Source organism: Leifsonia poae, assembly GCF_027921845.1.
Taxonomy (GTDB): Bacteria; Actinomycetota; Actinomycetes; order Actinomycetales; family Microbacteriaceae; genus Leifsonia; species Leifsonia poae.
This window is the reverse complement of record NZ_BSEN01000015.1, coordinates 414,604-432,236: the sequence shown is the minus strand read 5'-3', so window position 1 is coordinate 432,236 and position 17,633 is coordinate 414,604. Positions and strand designations below refer to the sequence as shown.

The 17,633-nt window shown below is 69.4% G+C and carries 18 protein-coding genes; 3 read left to right on the top strand and 15 right to left on the bottom strand.

Features of this window, described 5'->3' with window-relative positions; genetic code table 11:
- Nucleotides 1-96: 96 nt before the first annotated feature.
- From tsf to PKE84_RS16790, 3 genes are all read right to left on the bottom strand, one after another.
- Nucleotides 97-924 (bottom strand): translation elongation factor Ts, encoded by an 828-nt coding sequence (gene tsf, locus PKE84_RS16800; RefSeq protein WP_271178400.1) that lies wholly within the window; start codon nucleotides 922-924, stop codon nucleotides 97-99.
- Nucleotides 925-969: 45 nt separating this feature from the next.
- Complete coding sequence (gene rpsB / locus PKE84_RS16795) at nucleotides 970-1,938, bottom strand: 30S ribosomal protein S2 (protein ID WP_271178399.1); 969 nt, start codon at nucleotides 1,936-1,938, stop codon at nucleotides 970-972.
- 230 nt (nucleotides 1,939-2,168) lie between these two features.
- Complete coding sequence (locus PKE84_RS16790; protein ID WP_373877168.1) at nucleotides 2,169-3,605, bottom strand: sugar porter family MFS transporter; 1,437 nt, start codon at nucleotides 3,603-3,605, stop codon at nucleotides 2,169-2,171.
- Nucleotides 3,606-4,012: 407 nt separating this feature from the next.
- Here PKE84_RS16790 and PKE84_RS16785 point away from each other — a divergent pair, with 407 nt between their 5' ends.
- The gene (locus tag PKE84_RS16785; protein ID WP_271178397.1) at nucleotides 4,013-4,531 is read left to right on the top strand and encodes a peptidoglycan DD-metalloendopeptidase family protein; all 519 of its coding nucleotides are present in this window, start codon (nucleotides 4,013-4,015) and stop codon (nucleotides 4,529-4,531) included.
- A 49-nt stretch (nucleotides 4,532-4,580) separates the two neighbouring features.
- Here the strand turns inward: PKE84_RS16785 and PKE84_RS16780 are convergent, their stop codons facing one another.
- From PKE84_RS16780 to PKE84_RS16740, 9 genes are all read right to left on the bottom strand, one after another.
- Nucleotides 4,581-5,486, bottom strand: coding sequence for a tyrosine recombinase XerC (locus PKE84_RS16780; protein ID WP_271178396.1), 906 nt, complete (start codon nucleotides 5,484-5,486; stop codon nucleotides 4,581-4,583).
- A gap of 102 nt (nucleotides 5,487-5,588) precedes the next feature.
- The gene (gene dprA, locus PKE84_RS16775; protein WP_271178395.1) at nucleotides 5,589-6,902 is read right to left on the bottom strand and encodes a DNA-processing protein DprA; all 1,314 of its coding nucleotides are present in this window, start codon (nucleotides 6,900-6,902) and stop codon (nucleotides 5,589-5,591) included.
- Nucleotides 6,899-8,455 (bottom strand): YifB family Mg chelatase-like AAA ATPase, encoded by a 1,557-nt coding sequence (locus PKE84_RS16770; RefSeq protein ID WP_271178394.1) that lies wholly within the window; start codon nucleotides 8,453-8,455, stop codon nucleotides 6,899-6,901. Before PKE84_RS16770 ends, dprA begins: the two co-directional genes overlap by 4 nt.
- Complete coding sequence (locus tag PKE84_RS16765; protein WP_271178393.1) at nucleotides 8,455-8,811, bottom strand: YraN family protein; 357 nt, start codon at nucleotides 8,809-8,811, stop codon at nucleotides 8,455-8,457. The genes PKE84_RS16770 and PKE84_RS16765 overlap by 1 nt, the downstream gene beginning before the upstream one ends.
- 107 nt (nucleotides 8,812-8,918) lie before the next feature.
- Nucleotides 8,919-9,242: a DUF2469 domain-containing protein gene (locus PKE84_RS16760; protein ID WP_055893100.1), complete on the bottom strand. Its 324-nt coding sequence runs from the start codon at nucleotides 9,240-9,242 to the stop codon at nucleotides 8,919-8,921.
- Between the two features lie 34 nt (nucleotides 9,243-9,276).
- Complete coding sequence (gene rnhB / locus PKE84_RS16755; RefSeq protein ID WP_271178392.1) at nucleotides 9,277-10,059, bottom strand: ribonuclease HII; 783 nt, start codon at nucleotides 10,057-10,059, stop codon at nucleotides 9,277-9,279.
- Entirely contained in the window at nucleotides 10,059-10,805 is a 747-nt protein-coding gene (gene lepB / locus PKE84_RS16750) for a signal peptidase I (protein WP_271178391.1), read from the bottom strand. Before lepB ends, rnhB begins: the two co-directional genes overlap by 1 nt.
- An 87-nt stretch (nucleotides 10,806-10,892) precedes the next feature.
- Nucleotides 10,893-11,240: a 50S ribosomal protein L19 gene (gene rplS, locus PKE84_RS16745; protein ID WP_271178390.1), complete on the bottom strand. Its 348-nt coding sequence runs from the start codon at nucleotides 11,238-11,240 to the stop codon at nucleotides 10,893-10,895.
- A gap of 239 nt (nucleotides 11,241-11,479) precedes the next feature.
- Entirely contained in the window at nucleotides 11,480-11,974 is a 495-nt protein-coding gene (locus PKE84_RS16740) for a hypothetical protein (protein ID WP_271178389.1), read from the bottom strand.
- A gap of 87 nt (nucleotides 11,975-12,061) precedes the next feature.
- Here PKE84_RS16740 and map point away from each other — a divergent pair, with 87 nt between their 5' ends.
- A complete protein-coding gene (gene map / locus PKE84_RS16735) occupies nucleotides 12,062-12,832 on the top strand; it encodes a type I methionyl aminopeptidase (protein ID WP_271178388.1) in 771 nt (256 codons plus the stop codon).
- A gap of 79 nt (nucleotides 12,833-12,911) precedes the next feature.
- On the opposite strand, the gene trmD is transcribed toward map, so the two are convergent.
- On the bottom strand, nucleotides 12,912-13,598 hold the full coding sequence (gene trmD / locus PKE84_RS16730; RefSeq protein ID WP_271178387.1) for a tRNA (guanosine(37)-N1)-methyltransferase TrmD: 687 nt from the start codon (nucleotides 13,596-13,598) through the stop codon (nucleotides 12,912-12,914).
- 10 nt (nucleotides 13,599-13,608) lie between these two features.
- The gene (locus PKE84_RS16725; protein ID WP_271178386.1) at nucleotides 13,609-14,820 is read right to left on the bottom strand and encodes an MFS transporter; all 1,212 of its coding nucleotides are present in this window, start codon (nucleotides 14,818-14,820) and stop codon (nucleotides 13,609-13,611) included.
- A gap of 52 nt (nucleotides 14,821-14,872) precedes the next feature.
- On the opposite strand from PKE84_RS16725, the gene PKE84_RS16720 reads away from it, so the two are divergent.
- A complete protein-coding gene (locus PKE84_RS16720) occupies nucleotides 14,873-15,535 on the top strand; it encodes a GntR family transcriptional regulator (protein ID WP_271178385.1) in 663 nt (220 codons plus the stop codon).
- A gap of 31 nt (nucleotides 15,536-15,566) precedes the next feature.
- Here PKE84_RS16720 and PKE84_RS16715 read toward each other — a convergent pair whose 3' ends face one another.
- Nucleotides 15,567-17,522 carry a cell wall-binding repeat-containing protein gene (locus tag PKE84_RS16715; RefSeq protein ID WP_271178384.1) on the bottom strand — a complete coding sequence of 652 codons (1,956 nt, stop codon included), beginning with the start codon at nucleotides 17,520-17,522 and terminating at the stop codon, nucleotides 15,567-15,569.
- Nucleotides 17,523-17,633: the final 111 nt, after the last annotated feature.

Sequence of the window (17,633 nt, the reverse complement as noted above, 5' to 3'; positions counted from 1 at the left end):
CGTTAAAAGTAGTGGTTGCGAAGCGCGAGCGCTCCACCGAGCGCACAGAAAAGGAGTCCGGATCGTGAGAACGATCCGGACTCCTTCATGAGGCTGTTAGGCGCCGACCTTGAAGCGCGCGAAGCCGGTGACGGTGATTCCCGCCTCCTTGACGACCTGGCTGATGCTCAGCTTGTTGTCCTTCGCGTAGTCCTGCTCGAGCAGGGCGACCTGCTTGAAGTAGGCGCCGAGGCGACCCTCGATGATCTTCGGGAGCGCGGCCTCGGGCTTGCCCTCGTTGCGCGAGATCTCCTCGACGATGCGGCGCTCGTTCTCGACGGCCTCCGCCGGGACGTCCTCACGGGTGAGGTACTCCGGGTTGGCGAACGAGATGTGCTGCGCGATGCTGCGAGCGGTCTCCGCGTCGTTGCCGGTGTAGCCGAGCACGACACCGACCTGCGGGGGCAGGTCCTTGGAGGTCTTGTGCAGGTAGATCGCGAAGTGCTCGCCGGTCACGACGGCGAGGCGGCGGAGCTCCACCTTCTCGCCGAGGATGGCGGCCTCGTCACCGATGAGCTCGGCGACGGTCTGGCTGCCGGCGGGGGCCGCGAGGGCCTCCTCGACCGTGGTGGCGCCCGCTGCGACGACCGCGTCGAGCACCTTGTCGGAGAGGGCGATGAACTTGTCACCCTTGGCCACGAAGTCGGTCTCGCACGCGAGCTCGATCATGGTGGCGCTGGTGCCGTTCTCCTTGGCCGCGACGAGGCCTTCGCTCGTGGAGCGGTCGGCACGCTTCGCGTTGCCCTTGGCACCCTTCAGGCGCAGGATCTCGGTGGCCTTCTCGATGTCTCCATCGGCCTCCTCGAGTGCCTTCTTGGTGTCGACCATGCCCGTGCCGAGCTGCTCGCGCAGGGCCTTGATGTCAGCGATGCTGATGTTTGCCATGTTCCTTTGAGAACCTTCTGTCGAAAATGTGGAGTGGGAGACGGGTTACTTGGCGTCGGTCTCGGCCTCGACGACAGCCTCGGTGGCGTCATCGGTGGCGACCGCGGCTTCGGCGCCCGCGTCGGCTTCGGTCTCCGCAACAGCCTCGGCGACGGCTTCGCCCTCGGCGACGACCTCGGCGGAGTCCGCCTTGGCCTCGGCGAGGTCGGCGTCTGCTGCCTTCTCGGTCTCGGCGCTGGACTGGACCTCGTCACCCGACGACGTGAGGAGCTCCTGCTCCCACTCGGCGAGCGGCTCGGCCGGCTCTGCACCCTCTTCGGGCTTCTGGTGACGCTGGATGAGGCCCTCGGCCGCGGCGTCGGCGACGATGCGGGTCAGCAGGCTGACCGAGCGGATGGCGTCGTCGTTACCCGGGATCGGGTACTGGACCTCGTCGGGGTCGCAGTTGGTGTCGAGGATGCCGATGACCGGGATGCCCAGCTTCTTGGCCTCGTCGATCGCCAGGTGCTCCTTCTTGGTGTCGACCACCCAGAGCGCGCTCGGGGTCTTCGCCAGGTTGCGGATGCCGCCGAGCGACTTGTGCAGCTTGTCGAGCTCCCGCTTCTTGATGAGGAGCTCCTTCTTGGTGAAGCCGCTCGTGGTGCCTTCGAAGTCGAGCTCCTCGAGCTCCTTCATGCGGGCGAGGCGCTTCGACACCGTCTGGAAGTTGGTGAGGAGGCCACCGAGCCAGCGCTGGTTGACGTAGGGCTGGCCGACACGCGTCGCCTGCTCGGCGATGGCGTTCTGGGCCTGCTTCTTGGTGCCGACGAAGAGGATGGTGCCGCCGTGGGCGACCGTCTCGCGCACGAACTCGTACGTCTTGTCGATGTACGCGAGCGACTGCTGCAGGTCGATGATGTAGCTGCCCGAGCGCTCCGTCAGGATGAATCGCTTCATCTTCGGGTTCCAGCGGCGGGTCTGGTGTCCGAAGTGGACGCCGCTGTCGAGCAGCTGGCGCATGGTTACAACGGCCATTTGCCGTTCTCCTTTTCTCGCATCCGGGCGCGCGCGGCACGCGGATGCTCTTGCGGTTGACTGCGGCGACCGGACGGCCGCCACTCCTGGTGCCCGGCGCGCACATCCGCTCCTCGGCCGACGGGATGACCCGTGGATCGTGAAGACCGGTGGATGTGGCGTAAACCCGAGTGGGCACGCGTAGTCACCCCGACGAGCGGGGTGCTGCAGTCATCTTATCAGAACGCGCCCTAGACGGTGTCGCCGCTGGAGCGCACCTGGACCCCGCGGTTCTTGCCCGCGTTGGCGAACAGCGTCTCCGCGTGCTCGAGCGCCATGCCGTTGGTCTCCGGGATCTTCCAGAACACGAAGAAGAACGACAGCAGAGCGAACACCGCGTACATGCCGTACGTGAACGGCAGCGAGAAGGCCGCCATCGGCGGGAAGCTGACGGTGACCAGGAAGTTGGCGATCCACTGCGCAGCCGCCGCGACACCGAGCGCCTTGCCGCGGATCTTCGTCGGGAAGATCTCGCCGAGCAGCACCCAGACCAGCGGGCCCCACGACGCGCCGAAACAGACGACGAAGACGTTGGCCGCGACCAGTGCGATCGGCCCCCAGGCGCCGGGCAGGCTGACCTCGCCCTTGCTGTTCGTCACGGAGAACGCGAACGCCAGGGCCATCGCTCCGAGCGAGACGGCCATCCCGATCGAGCCGGTGAGCAGGATGGGACGTCGTCCGACGCGGTCGACGAGCAGGATGGCGACGACCGTGACAGCCACGTTGGTGACCGACGTGATCACCGTGATCAGCAGAGAGTTCTTCTCGGTGAATCCCACGGCCTGCCAGAGCGTCGTCGAGTAGTAGAAGATCACGTTGATGCCGACGAACTGCTGGAACACCGACAGGATGATGCCGATCCAGACGATCGGTTTGAGTCCGAACCTGTTGCCGCGCAGGGTGGCCTTGAGGCCCTCCTTGTCCTCCTCGATCGAGTGCTCGATGTCGCCGATCTGGCGGTCGATGTCGCTCTCCGGCACGAGGGTGGCGAAGATCGCGCGGGCTTCGTCGTGCTTTCCGGTCGCGAGCAGGTAGCGCGGCGACTCGGGCAGGATCAGCGCCAGGATGCCGTAGACGACCGACGGGATGACACCGACCAGGAACATCCACCGCCACGCCTCGAGTCCGAACCACAGCTGGTTCGATGCGGAGCCGGCGACGCCGGCGAGAAGGGCGTCGGAGAGCAGGGCGACGAAGATACCGATCGTGATGGCGAGCTGCTGCAGCGATGCCAAGCTACCGCGGGACTGCTTCGGGGCGATCTCCGCGATGTAGGCCGGGGCCACGACGGAGGCGATGCCGATACCGAGACCGCCGATCACACGCCAGAAGCCGAGATCCCAGACCGAGAAGGCCAGGCCGGCGCCGATCGAGCTGGCGAGGAACAGGATAGAGCCGAGCAGCATCACCTTGATGCGGCCCCACCGGTCGGCGAGGCGACCGGCGATGTACGCACCGACCGCGCAACCGAGCAGGGCGATGGCCACCACGAAGCCCTTGACGAAGTCGTTGAGCGCGAAGTTCTTCTGGATGGAGTCCACCGCGCCGTTCACGACGGAGGAGTCGAATCCGAAGAGGAAGCCGCCGACGGCCGCAGCGACGGCGAGCCCGATGACCTTGCGGCGCATCGCGGACGTCGGCTTGGGCGCGTTGTCGTCCGCCGAGGACGAGGTGTTTCTCTGCTGTTCAGACATCTGAGACCTTTGCGATCGAGTGCGGGTCCGTCGGACACCGGGAGGTGTTCGGATCACCGGCGAATGACACGGTACTCCGGTACTTCACACTCGCAAACACCTGCATACGGCCGGGCGTGCCGCGCTGTCGCGCCCCTCCACCGCAGCGCCGTGCGATCCGTTCTCCACGGATTAGCCGACTCCGCCGTCGCAGGTGCATGCGTCCACCACAGTTGAACCACGAGCGGAGGGCGCTCGCTGAGCGGGCGGAATCCCGGGCGATTGTGGCCCCCGCATGCCGATGCGCAGGCGGATACAGGGAGGACGGGATGCGGAGAATCCGGCGGGCGAGATGGCCTGCAGTGGCGATAACGCTGGCGGTGTCGGCAGGTCTCGGTGCCGGCACGGATCACGGAGGCGCGACCGGATTGCGTCCTGCTGCGATCGACAGCACCTCTCGTGGCGCCTGGCGCTGGCCGCTGCAGGGGGTAGCGCTGACCCGTCCGTTCGAGGCGCCCGCGACTCCGTACTCGGCCGGACACCGCGGGGTGGATCTGCGTGCGGCTCCCGGCGCTGCGGTGTCGGCACCCTCGGACGCGGTCGTGCACTTCTCCGGGGTCGTGGTGGATCGCCCGGTGCTCACGCTGGATCACGGCGACGGTGTTCTCTCGAGCTACGAGCCGGTGCGGTCAGAGTTGAAGGCGGGCGACTCGGTCGCGGTCGGGGGTTCGGTCGGAGTGGTGTCGACGGGTGGACACTGCAACGAGGCGTGCCTGCACGTCGGGGTGCGGGTGTACGGCGAGTACGTCTCGCCGCTTCTGTACTTCGATCGCGTCCCGCGCGCGGTGCTCCTCCCCCTCGGCAGCGGAAGCGGGAGGTGAGACGCGGGGGGCTCGGCGGACGAACAACGTGGCCCGGGTGCCGCGTGGTTCAGGCCCGGGGGTGCGCGATCCGGTAGCTCTCCTTGAGCCGCTCGGTCGAAACGTGCGTGTAGATCTGCGTGGTGCCGAGGCTCGCGTGGCCCAGCAGTTCCTGCACCGCACGGAGGTCGGCGCCGCCGTCGAGCAGGTGGGTGGCGGCGGTATGCCGGAGGGCGTGCGGTCCGGCCGGTCCCGTACCGGGCAGATCGGCGAGCAGGCCGGCGACGAGACGGTAGATCGACCGGGTTCCGAGTCGAACGCCTCGGGCACCGAGGAAGACGGCCGCGCCGGAACGCTCCGACGCGAGATGCGGACGGCCCCGGCGGAGGTAGTCGACGATGGCACGGTGCGCGGGGACACCGAACGGGACGGTCCGCTCCTTCGAGCCCTTGCCGAGAACGCGCACGGTGAGCCGGTCGAGGTCGATGTCGTCGACGTCGAGACCCGCCAGCTCCGAGACGCGCAGCCCCGAAGCGTAGAGCAGTTCGATCACGGCGACGTCGCGGAGCCGGGCGGGGTCCCCGTCGGCGGCGCGCGCGGCGAGTAGTTCGAGCACCTCCGCGATCTGCGCCCGGTTGATCACGCGCGGAAGGGTCTTGCCGGCCTTGGGTGTCTTGAGCCGTGCAGCAGGGTCGGCGTTCTCCGCTCCGGCCCGCGCCAACCAGGCGCTGAACCCCTTCGCGGTCGCCGAGCGGCGTGCGAGCGTCGCCGTCGAGAGGCCCCGCTGCGACGCATCCCACAGCCAGTCCCGCCACAGGTCGAGCGTGATCGCCCCGGTGTCGGCGACCGCACGCGCCTCGGCGAAGGTGGTGAACGCAGCGAGATCGGACCGGTACGCGCGAACCGTCTGCGGGGAGTACCCGCGCTCCACCGTGAGGTGCGCGACGTACCTCTCGATCGCGCGCTGCAGCTCCACTCCCTCAGCATCCCCCCGAGCGCCGCCGATCCCGCGGAGCTCAGGCGGCTCGTTCCAGAATCCGCACGCTCCCCACACAGGTCCCGCGACCCGCGGCGACTCTCACACCTTCACCCACCCGTCGGCGTGCTCGGCCACCCTCCCCTCGAGTTCGAGTTCGGCCAGTGTCGCGGTCACGTCCCGAACCGACAGCCCGGACGACGATGCCACCACGTGAGCGGGGCGACCACGGGTGCGCACCAGGGCGTCCAGCACGCGCACCGGATGCCCGTCCACGGCCACGCCGTCCAGGGCGACGCGGCGTGCTGCCTCGCCCCGTGATGACCCCGGCGAGACGGGATCATCGAACCCGGCGAGCTCGGCCATCTCGGCGGCATCGGTCACGCAGGCCGCGTCGAACTCGCGCAGGAGCCGGTGGCAGCCGGCCGACGCCGGCGATGTCACCGGCCCGGGAACGGCGCCCAGCGGTCGCCCGATCGCCGCCGCGTGGCCCGCCGTGTTCAACGACCCCGACCGGCGACCCGCCTCGACCACGACCGTTGCGGCACTCGCAGCGGCGATGAGCCGGTTGCGCAACAGGAATCGCCACTTCGTCGGCGAGGACCCGCACGGGAGCTCGGCGACGAGCAGACCTCGCTGCGCGATCCTGGTGAGCAGGTCGGTGTGCCCGGCGGGATAGAGGCGGTCGACGCCGCCCGCCAGGAAGGCGACCGTCGGATGGTCGCTCGCCAACGCAGCGCGGTGTGCGGCACCGTCGATCCCATAGGCGCCGCCCGAGACGACGGTGATCCCCCGATCGGAGAGGCCGGCCGCCGCCTCCATCGCGACATGCTCGCCGTAACCGGTGGCCGCGCGCGCTCCGACCAGCGCGAGCGACCGCCCGAGCGTCCGCATCGCCCCGGCGTCGCCCCGCACCCAGAGCGCCAAAGGCGCGCCGTCACCCAGTGCGCCGAAGCCCGCCGGCCACAGCTCGTGCGACCGGGTGAGGAGCACAGCCCCGACCCGGGCGGCGGATTCGAGCGATCGGGTCGCACCAGCCAACGACAATCGCGGCGTCCATCGGTCGATCGCGTCGGCGATGCGTGGCGCGAGCACCGCGGCGGCGCCCGGGTCCGCCTCCGCCACCTCGGCCGCCAGCCGCTCCGGCGGCCATCGCTCCACGAGGCCCACCAGGGCGCGCGCGGCACCGAGCGCACCGACGAGCGCTCCGGCATCCGTGTCCCCCGGCTCGGTCAGCGTCGAGAACACTGCGGTGGCGAAGCGGTCCTCCAGCACCTCACGATCGTCGGGACCGCTGCCGACATCCGCTGCGCGGACATCCCCCTGGTCGGCACCCGATCCCGCGGCACCGGATCTCGCGGCGACCGGTCGCAGCAGGCGGGCGAGCTCGCTGTGCGGCACCTGGAGGAAGGTCATATCGTCGTCCCCCGCCGCAGGTAGAGCGCCGCGGCGACGTGCTCCGCCGTCGGCGCACCACCGGTCTCGAGGTCGGCGATCGTCCACGCCAGGCGGAGAGATCGATCGTAGCCGCGCATCGTGAGGCTGCCTCGCTCCAGGGCACGATCGAGAGCACCCAGCGCTGCGCGATTCAGTCGCCGCGGGCCCGTGCGCAGCCAGGTGCCGGACGCATCCGCGTTCCTGTTCCACGGAGTGCCCGCCATCCGCTCGGCGGCGACCGCTCGGGCGGCGGCAACGCGACGGCGCAGCGCCTCGCTCGTCGGGCGGGTCGCTGCGCTCTCCTGGCCGCCCGCATCCGCCTCGCGCACCGCCGCCAGACCGAGTCGCCGGACGTTCAGCCGGATGTCCACCCGGTCGAGCAGCGGTCCCGAGATCTTGGCCAGGTAGCGGCGACGAGCGATCGGCGTGCACGTGCACTCGTCGTCGGTCGAACCGTAGCGACCGCATGGACACGGATTCGACGCGAGCACCAGCTGGAAGCGCGCGGGGAATGTTGCCACCCCGCCGGCCCGGTGGATGGTGATGGCTCCCGACTCCAGCGGCTGCCGGAGAGCATCGAGCACGCTCGCCGGAAACTCCGCGGCCTCGTCGAGGAGCAGCACCCCATGCGAGGCCCGAACAATGGCGCCCGGCACGATGCGCCCGCTCCCGCCTCCCACGAGGGCGACCTGCGAGGCGGTGTGGTGCGGTGCTTCGAAGGGCGGCCGGCGGAGGAGCTCGTGACCGATGCGGACGCCGAGGAGAGACCGGATCGACGTCACGTCGAGGGCCTGCTCGTCGGTGAGGTCGGGGAGGATGCTCGGCAACCGCGCCGCGAGCATCGTCTTGCCCGCGCCGGGCGGCCCGATCATCGAGACGTGGTGTCCCCCGGCCGCGGCCACGACGAGGGCCTCGACGATCTCGTCATTGCCCACCACGTCGGCCATCTCGGGCTCCGCGGCGATGTCATCGACCACGGCGGCGACAGCCGCCGGCTCGAGCGAGTCGTCGGGAGCCAGGTCGCCTCCGTGCTGGATCACGGCATCGCGGAGCGAGACGACACCGGTGACCTCGATGCCGTCGACGAGCCTGGCCTCGTCGGCGTTCGCATGCGGCACCATCACGTGCTCGAAGCCGGCCGCCCTTGCCGCCCGCACGCTGGGCAGGATGCCGGGCACCGGCCGGAGCCGACCGTCGAGCCCGAGCTCACCCAGGTGCACGACGCGGCTCGCCGATTCCGGCCGGAGGTCGCCTCCCGCCGCGAGGGCGGCGATCGCGATGGCGAGGTCGAACGCCGATCCCTGCTTGCGCAGTGCGGCGGGCGACAGGTTGATCGTGAGCTTGCGCTGCGTCAACGGGCATCCGGCGTTGACCGCCGCGGAGCTGACCCGCTTGCGCGATTCACCGAGCGCCAAGTCTGGCAGCCCGATCAGCACGAAGGCCGGCAGGCCGGCAGCGATATCCGCCTCGACCTCGACCACGTCGCCGTGCATTCCGGTGAGCGCGACGGCGTAGGTGCGTGCGAGCGCCATCAGGCGACACCGGCGAGATGCTCGACCACCGGCGCGGCGCTCCAGGCGTCGAGCACAGCGATGGCGTCGATACGCACGTCGCCCGGCGGTTCATCCCTCGTAGTGCACCACTCCGCAGCCAGCCGCCGGAGCCGGTTGGCCTTGACCGCCGTGATGGCCTCGAACGGATGCCCGAACGCCACCGAGGTCCGTGTCTTCACCTCGACGAAGACGGTCGTCCGTTCCCGCCGGACCACGAGGTCGAGCTCCCCCGAGCGGCATCTCCAATTGCGATCCAGCACTTGATAGCCGTGCCGCTCCAGCCAGAGCGCGGCCACCTCCTCGCCCCGCCGGCCCAGGTCGTCTTTCGCTGCCATCCGTAACCTCCCGGGACAAGCCTGGGAGGGATCGTGCGTGCTCGGCGGCGGGCCCCGCGATCTGTGCAGAGGGCGTGCAGGACTGGGCCTGTGGAGGAGGCGAGCCGTTACTCGTCGAGGGCGAGTTCCTTGGGGAGCTCGAACTCCTTGCTCGAGAGCTCCTCGATGTTGACGTCCTTGAACGTCAGCACGCGCACCGACTTCACGAAGCGGTCGGAACGGTACACGTCCCACACCCACACGTCGTTCATGGTCAGCTCGAAGTAGAAGTCATGCTCGGTGTCCCGGCGCACGAACTCCACCTCGTTCGCAAGGTAGAACCGGCGCTCGGTCTCGATCACGTACTTGAACTGCGAGACGACGTCCCGGTATTCGCGGTACAAAGCCAACTCGACCTCGCGGTCGTAGTCGTCGAACTCGTCTTCATCCATCGTCCGACCAGTCTATGCCGGATGATCGGCCCGTCTATGCCGGGAGGTCGGCACGAAGGGCCGAAGCGCCGTTCGCAGACGACCCTGCCGAAAGCTCCACCGGAAACTCCGAAGGAGGTTCGCCCGGCAGGCCGACCGGAAGGTCGTCCGGCATGTCCAGCGGCATGTCCAGCGTGGCCGGGTCCTTCAGCCAGGTGAGCCGGTGCAGGGCGCTCGGCCCGAGCTCCGCGATGGCCGCGAAGTGCTCCCGGCTCGAGTAGCCCTTGTTCGACGCCCAGCCGTAGCCGGGGTAGTCGCGGTCATGGGCGATCATGAGCCGGTCGCGGTGCACCTTGGCGATCACCGATGCGGCGGCGACGGACGCGCAGTCCCTGTCGGCCTTGATCCGCGTCACGACGCGAGCGGGGCGCATCAGTGCCGGGTTCAGGTAGTCGTAGTTGCCGTCGAGGATCAGCGTGCTCTCCCGCACGTCGGCGCCGCCCGCCTCGAGCAGACCGAGCGCACGCGCTCCCGCGAGCCCGAGGCACCGCATGATGCCCAGCGAGTCGACCTCCGCGGCCGTCGCCATTCCGACCGCCGAGTGCAGGACCCAGCGCCGGCAGAGCGGCTCGAGTGCCTCGCGCGCCGGTTCGGGCAGCAGCTTGGAGTCGCGCAATCCGGTGGGCATCCGTTTGACCGCGCTGTCGATGACGACCATGCCGACCGCGACCGGGCCGGCGAGGGCCCCGCGGCCGACCTCGTCCACCGCGACGATCGACGTGACGCCGTCACGGTAGAGCGAGCGCTCGAAACGGAGGGTCGGGCTGATCGGAGTCATCACTTCTGATTCTCCTCCACTCCGCGGAAGACGTCGGGATAGTCGTCGAGCCAGGTCCAGCGGTTCGTCGGCCAGCTGATCACGAAGGCGCGCCCGACGACGTGGTCGATCGGCACGAATCCGCGGCCGGGAAGGTCCTGATTCAGCGAGGAGTCCTGGGAGTTGTAGCGGTTGTCGCCCATCACCCAGAGCTCGCCCTTCGGAACCGTCACGTCGAAGCTCCTGGTCGCGGCGTCCTTCTTGCCGGGCGGCACAAGGATGTACGGCTCGGTGAGCGCCTGACCGTTCACCGAGACGTGTCCGTCGGCCGTGCAGCACGCGACCCGGTCGCCCGGCAGCCCGATGACCCGCTTGATGAGATGGTCGTTGCTGTCGGCCGCCGAGAGCCCGATGACGGTGAGCACCTGGTCGACGGCGGCGCCGAACCCGTTCTGGTGGACAGGCGGCTGCGGGGCGAGCCAGCCGCCCGGATCACGGAAGACGACGACATCGCCGTGGCTGATCGGGATCATGCCCGGCTCGAGCTCGTTGACGATGATGCGGTCGTCGATCTGCAGCGTGTTCTCCATCGACGCAGACGGGATGTAGAACGACCGCACGATGAACGTCTTGATGAGGAAGGAGACCAGGATCGCGACGACGAAGATGATGAGGATGTCGCGGATGAAGGCACCGGTGCTGCGCCGTCGGCCGCGCCGTTCCGTCGCCACGCGGTTCGACCGGGTGGGCACTGCTTCTTCCGTCATTTAACCGCCTGAGCTCCCGGTCCAGTGTAAAGGAACGGGAGCTCAGAGCAGGTTCTACGGGAACCGCGAGTCGAGGCGCGTCGGGCCTCAGTTGTCGCGCTTCTCCTTGATCTTCGCCTTCTTGCCGCGCAGCTCGCGCAGGTAGTAGAGCTTGGCGCGACGCACGTCACCGCGGGTGACGACCTCGATGTGGTCGATGACCGGGGAGTGCACCGGGAAGGTACGCTCGACGCCCACCTGGAAGCTCACCTTGCGGACCGTGAAGGTCTCGCGGACGCCTTCGCCGGAGCGGCCGATGACGACGCCCTGGAAGACCTGGATACGAGAGCGGGTACCCTCGACGATGTTGACGTGGACCTTGACGTTGTCGCCGGCGCGGAAGGCCGGGATGTCCTGCTTCAGTGAAGCGGCATCCACCTGATCGAGAATGTGCATTGCTGGGTTCGCTCTCTGTACCCGCCACAGGTCGAGGACGGACTTGGGGACTGCAGCGAACGCGGGTGACCGCGCCGGCTGCGTCCGGATTATCGGTTATGGGGTGTCCGCGAGGATTGCTGGCTCCCCTGTGGCAGAGCCTGGCCGCGGCACAAACAACAATTCTGCCATGAAGGGGGCCGGTTTGCCAAAGCGCGCCCGATCCGGCCGAAGAGGCTCAGCGCACAGGACCGTGCGCCTCAGCTCTCGTCGCGGCGCTCTTCGATGACGATGTACTCGACGGCGTCACCGGATGCGGCGGGCGGACGGTTCACCTGCTGCGGCTGCGCGGCCCGTTCGTAGGCCTCGAACGTCTGCTGCACCCGGGTCCGGGTCTCCGTCACCAGCTCCCACAGCACGATCCAGAACGTCGCCAGTCCGAGCAGGATGCCGACGACGGGCAACCAGCTGGACACCCCGTCGATGAAGCAGCCGAACACCACGATCGAGGCGTGCCAGGCCGTGAGGAGACCCACGTCGTACCAGGAGACCGCCCGGGATTCCCGCACGCTCCTGCGCGCCGCGATGATGCCGCCGATGGCGAGTTGGGCGATGAACAGGATGGGGCAGATCACCAGCAGAGCGACGAACGCCCACCCGCTCGGGTGGAAGATCGCCCAGCCGATCAGCAGCCAGACGGGCAGGACGACGGCGGACGGGAAGAGCCACCAATAAAACGCCTTGCGGATGAACACGCGACCAGCGTATCCGTGCCAGGCTGTGCGGTGGCTGCGGGTTCGCCGAAGGCGTGAAAAACTGTTCGCACGACGTGAGGAGATCGTGTGATCGAGTTGAGGACCCCTGCCGAGATCGAGCAGATGCGCCCGGCAGGGCGATTCGTCGCCGATGTGCTGGCGCGCACGGCCACAGCGGCGCGCGTGGGCACCAACCTGCTCGAGCTCGACCGGATCGCCCACGACCTCATCAGGAGCGCCGGCGCCGTCTCGAGCTACCTCGACTACCACCCGTCGTTCGGCGCGAGCCCGTTCGGCAAGGTCATCTGCACCTCGGTGAACGATGCCGTGCTGCACGGTCTCCCCCACGACTACCGTCTGCAGGACGGCGACCTGCTGACCCTCGACTTCGCGGCCGCCGTCGACGGCTGGGTCGCCGACTCCGCGATCAGCTTCGTCGTCGGGAATGCCCGCGATGAGGACCTGCGGCTGATCGACACGACCCGTCGCGCGCTCACGGCCGGGATTGTCGCCGCACTTCCCGGCAATCGCGTCGGCGACATCTCGGCCGCGATCGCCGCCGTCGCCCACGCCGAGGGCTACTCGATCAACACGCAGTTCGGCGGCCACGGCGTCGGCCGCACCATGCACGGCGACCCGCACGTGCCGAACGACGGCCGCGCCGGCCGTGGCTTCCCCCTGCGACCGGGACTCGTGATCGCGATCGAGCCCTGGTTCCTCGAGACGACGGACGAGATCTACACCGACCGCGACGGCTGGACACTGCGCAGCGCGGACGGCTCACGCGGCGCGCACTCCGAGCACACCATCGCGATCACAGACGGAGACCCGATCGTGCTCACCGCCCGCGAGGGCTGACCGCCCGCAAGGGCTGACCGCCCGCAAGGGCTCACCGCCCGCGAGGGCTGAGCGCGCGCACTGATGTCCGCGGAAGCCTTCAGCCGAGCAGATCGGGCCGCACGCGCGCCGTGCGCTCGAGCTGCTGCTCGCGTCGCCAGGCGGCGATCGCGCCGTGGTTGCCCGACAGCAGCACCGGCGGCACGTCCCGCCCTCGCCACTCGGCCGGCTTCGTGTAGCTCGGGTACTCGAGCAGGCCGTCTTCGTGGGACTCCTGCACCAGGCTCTCCGGATTTCCGACGACGCCAGGGATCAACCGGCCGATGGCCTCGATCATCGCCATGGTCGCCACCTCGCCGCCGTTGAGCACGTAGTCGCCGATGCTCACCAGCCGCACGCGGGCACGTGACGCCGTGTCGTCGAAGACCCGCTGGTCGATGCCCTCGTAGCGGCCGCATCCGAAGACGAGGTGCTGCTCGTGCGCGAGCTCGCGAGCCGTCGCCTGGGTGAAGACCTCGCCGGCGGGCGACGGGAAGATCACGAGCGGGTCGCCCGGTCCAGCGGGCAGGATGCCGTCGAGCGCCTCGCCCCACGGCTCCGGCTTCATCACCATGCCCGCCCCGCCGCCGTACGGAGTGTCGTCGACCGTGCGGTGCCGGTCGTGGGTGTGGTCGCGCAGGTTGTGCACGCCGAGGTCGATGATGCCGGACTGCCGCGCCTTGCCGAGCAGCGAGATGTCGAGCACATCGAAGAACTCGGGGAAGATCGTGACGATGTCGATGCGCATGCCGGAAAGTCTATTGCGGCACGACGGCCAGCTCGCGGTCGCGCGGCACGAGCGGAACGGCGACGACCGGGCACAGGGCGACCGCGGCGAGGGCGAGTGGGAAGCCCACCAGCGTGATGAGCCCGCCCACCGCAGGACCCACGACCGAAGCCGCCAGGAACTGTCCGGTGTTCTGCGCGCCGAGCGCACGCCCCGACCAGAACGGCCCGGCGATCTCCGCCACCGAGGTGTACGCCAGACCGTTGTCGGCGACGGTCACGATCGCCGCGACGATGAGGATCACCGCGGCCCAGGCGGCGCCCAAAGAGGCCGCGACGGCCATCAGCAGCATCACAGCCACGGCGGCGATCGAGACCCAGCGCAACGGTCGCAGATGGCTTCCGACACGGTCGCTCAGCACGCCGACGCCGATCCGGCCGAGCGCTCCGGCGAACTGGCTCACGCCGATCACGACTCCGGCCGCGAGCGACGGGAAATGCAGCTCCGTGACCAGCCAGACCAGGCCGAAGGTCGAGATCGCGAACTGCGGCACGACCAGCAGCATCGACACCACGTGGATGCGCCAGAGCAGCGAGGTCTCCCGGTACGGCTTCCAGGTGGCGAGTGGATGCGCCGAGCCGTCCTCGGCGATGCCGCGCGGCGGACGGGGCGGGTCGACGATCCCGACGGCGCACAGCACCGCGGAGACCGCGCAGAGCACAGCGGGCACGACCAGGGCCGCCGCGATGCCACCGGACGCGGCGAGCTGCGGGATGGTCAACGCGGCGACGGCGACACCGAGGGGCTGGCACATCTGCCGGATGCCCATCGCCAGTCCGCGACGCTCCTTGGGGAACCAGCCGATCACCACGCGCCCGCTGGCGGCGTTGGGACTCGCCGCCGCCATCCCGCCGATCAGGAACAGCGCGCCCAGGCTCACGTAGTCGCTCGCGAACATCGCGGCGAACGCGGCCAGCGCCGTGATCGCGAGACCGGCCGAGATGACCCACCGCTCCCCGATGCGGTCACTCAGCGCTCCCCACGCGATCAGGGTGATCACGAGCCCGAGGGTCGGCGCCGACGCGAGCAGACCCGCCTCCCCGAGCGAGAGACCACGCTCGGTGTGCAGCAGCGGGATGAGGAACGCCGGCGTGCTGACGAACACCGTCGAACTCGCCTGAGCCGTCACGCCGAACGCCAGCATCAGCCACGGACGGGGTGTTCGTGTCATGATCGTGGTCATGCGGTATACCCTACTGGTATACCAAGCCGGTATACCAAATGGAAGGCATCGGATGCCCGAGCAGACGCACGTCTACGACAGACTCCGCGCGCAGATCCTCGACCTCGAGCGCACGCCGGGCGCACGCCTGACCGAACGCGGCCTCGAGGTCGAGCTGGGGGCATCCAGGACCCCGCTCCGGGCGGCGCTGATGCGCCTCGAATCCGACGGGCTGGTGGAGCGCGACGGCCGCGCATGGCAGGTCTCCCCCATCGACCTCGGTGAGATCGCCCGGCTCAGCGAACTGCGCGATGCCCTGGAGACCGCGGCCGTGCGGCTCAGTTGTATGCGCGCCGACGACGAGGCGATCGCTTCCCTCGCCGAGCGGCTCGGCCGGTTCTCGCTCGAGACGCCGAACGAGCAGAGCGTGCGCGCCGGCGCTCACTTCCACGTCGAGCTCGCCGGTCTCTGCGGCAACGACTACTTCAGCGACGCCGTGGACGCGGCGATGACCCGCCTCGCCCGCACCCGCTGGCTCGAGGTGCGCACGGAGGATGCCCGACGCCGCTCGTGGGAGGAGCACCGCGAGATCGTCGACCTCGTGGCCGCCCGCGATGCGGACGCCGCGGCGGAGCGCATCCACCACCACATCCTCGGCACGCACGAGCGCCTGCTCGCCGCGCTCGACGCGGATGCCCGTACCCTGCGTGCCCGGGGCCTCGCCGTCGTCGGCTGAGCCCGGCTACGAACGGCCGCCCGGCCGGTGATCAGCGGATATAGGCCAGCAGCGTCTTATCCGTCGTCGCCGACACTCCGGATGCACCTCCGAGCTCGATGATGCCGTGCGGCTTAAGCCGTTTCAGCTCCGCCGCCACCGCGGTGGGGATCGCGCCGGTCGGCGGGAGAAGCAGCACGGGGGCGCCGGACACCGCAGCGACAGGCGCGCCCGACAGAGCGTCCGGGAACAGATCGCCGCGCGCGACGAAGACCTTCGCGACTCCCGGGCGGAACGTCGCCGACGAGAGCGCTGCGCTCACGGTGTAGCGGTCCACACCCCCGATCCTCGTCACGGGGGCGATCGCGGCCAGATCACCGGCGACATCGACGCCGACCGAGCCTGTACCGCCCAGAACCGTGATGACCCCAGGGTGCAGGCGCGCCAGCTCCGCCGAGACCGCGTTCGGGATGGCTCCGGATGCCGGTACCAGCAGCACAGGAGCGTGGGAGGCCCCAGCGGCCGCGGCGCCGCTCAGGGCGTCGGGGAACGTAGCCCCCGTAGCGACGTAGACTCTGGCGACTCCGGGAGAGAAGACGGATGCCGAGAGCGAAGCACTGACCTCGTAACGGTCGGCGCCACCGATGCGGGTGACCGACGGCGCATACGACCTCAGTGCCGATTGCACGGCGGACGACACCGAGGCGGTGCCACCGAGCACCACGATCGCGTGCGGGCGGAGCCGCGTCAGGGCACGCACGGTGGACGACCCGAGGGCGCCCGACGGCGGCACGAGGAGCACAGGTCCGCCGAGTGCGGCCGCTGCTGCGCCGCCGGACAGCGCGTCGGGGAAGACCGCACCCGAAGCCACGAACACGACGGGCACGTCCCTGCCGAACGCCGCGCTCGCCGCGGCCCCGCTCACGTCGTAGCGCGTCGCCCCACCGATGCGCGACGTCGACGTGTAACGCGTGATCTGGTTGCCCCGCGTACCCTTCGAGTCGAGCACCGGCATCGAGTAGATCCAGACGTTTCCCCACCGGTCTGCGATCGCCTCTTCGCCGCCGCTCCCCGACCGTTGGAAGGTGAATGCGTGCTTGGTGACGACACCGGCACTCGAGACCGTGGTCACATCGCCGAGTTGATCGTTCACGCTCATCAGCTCGTGGCCGGGTCCCCACACCAGCGCTGCGGGTGCGGCCAGACCCTTGTCGACGATGTTGAGGGTCGTTGTGCTGTCAGCACCGAAGCGACCGAGCCTGTCGTCGTCGACGGACGACTGCAGTGTGTAGTCGACGTAGACGGAGCCATCGTTGTCGACCGCAGCTGCCCAGATGGTGATCGCGCCCGGGATCGTGAACGAGCGCTCGACGATTCCGGCAGACGAAAGCACGACCGCTCCGACCGACCGCCCCGCGACCGTCATGGCAATGCCGCCGTCCGGAGTGGCCTGAGGTGCCCCCAGGGCGGCTCCGGCCGGTGCGGTGTACAGGCGCGACCAGGTGCCGTCCGGGTGGATGAGCAGCAGTTGATACCCGTTCGGCGCCTGATCGGGAGACGAGGTCGTCTCAAGGCGCACGTCCCCGCTCGGCGACACGTCGAGTGCGAATCCGGGAAAGGCCTCGCCATTCGCGAAGGCACCCCGATCGGTTCCGTCGGCGCCGAGGTGCTCGATCACCCCGCTGGAGGTCAGCACGAACAGGGACCCGTCTGGAGCGACGGCCAGAGCGGATGACGGAGCCGCCGCCTGAGTGCCGGCCGCCTTCACCGTGGCGATGGCGGGGCTCCACGTGCCATCGGGGCGGATTCTGCTCACGACGCTGGTGGTCACGTTGAGGGCGTAGACGTCCCCGTCCGGCCCGGCCGCCATCCGGTAGTTGTTGTTGCCGGCCGGCAACGTGTATGTCGTCCCACGCGCTGTCGCCGCGGAGACCGGCGCCGGCACGCCGGCGACCAACAGAGTGGCAGCGATTGCGAGCACGACGATGAGCCCGGGTAGACGGCGCACGATGTCCCCTTGTTGCCGAAACCCGTCGGCACGTCTCAGTGGAGTTCCGGCGAGATCCGTACCGGAGCGCGCTCAGCCTAACGCGATGTCAATCGGTCGAGACACCGGGGT